General features: G+C 63.3%; 1 protein-coding gene. It reads right to left on the minus strand.

The genetic code is table 11. The annotated features are described in order from the left end of the window. Nucleotides 1-739 (minus strand): FadR/GntR family transcriptional regulator (locus JHE00_RS34585; protein WP_307832238.1); only part of this gene is annotated, 739 nt, incomplete at its 3' end. Nucleotides 740-772: the final 33 nt, after the last annotated feature.

Genomic DNA, 772 nt, shown 5'->3' on the forward strand with positions numbered 1-772 from the left:
AGCGTTGGTTGTGTGCGGCGAGGTGCTTGCGCAGATAGGTCAGGTGCTTGACGATCGCGTCCTCGGCGGCATCAGGATCACGCTCGGCGATGGCATCCACGATGGCCTTGTGCTGACGCACCGTCGCCCGGCCGACATCGGGCGAGAGATCGAGATAATGCACCGGCTCCGTCTCGTGATGCAACGCCGACACGAACGACGCCAGCACCCGATTACCCGACGCCTGCGCGATCAGACTGTGGAACTGCTCATCCAGCTTCGGCACCTCAGGATCATCCACCGACGCCGACTTCTGCCGCCGCACGATATCCCGCAACCGCTCCACATCCCCAGCACTACGGTTCAACGCCGCCAACCGCACCGCGGGCACCTCCAGATGCTGACGCACCTCGGCCACCTCGGTGAACTCGATACTGCCCAACGTCAACAAATTGTGCACACTGTCGATCACCGCCGAACCCAGCGAATGATGATCGATCAACTGCACGAAGTTCCCACCACGCGAACCCGGCACCTTGTAGATCAACCGCTGCGTCGTCAACGACCGCAACGCCTCCCGCACCGTCGTCCGGCTGACATTGAACTGCTTGGCCAACTCCGTCTCCGGCGGCAGCAAATCCCCCGTCTTCAGCTCCCCCGACAGGATCGCAACACGAATGCGCTCCTCCACCTGCTCCCGAGGCCGAAGCACCTTCTGCCCGATCACCCGGGCCTGCTGGTCCCCGCGGGGCTCCACCACAACGTCACCTACCAACCGAACCGAACCGAACCC

This window comes from Prauserella cavernicola, from assembly GCF_016595675.1.
Taxonomy (GTDB): Bacteria; Actinomycetota; Actinomycetes; order Mycobacteriales; family Pseudonocardiaceae; genus Prauserella_A; species Prauserella_A cavernicola.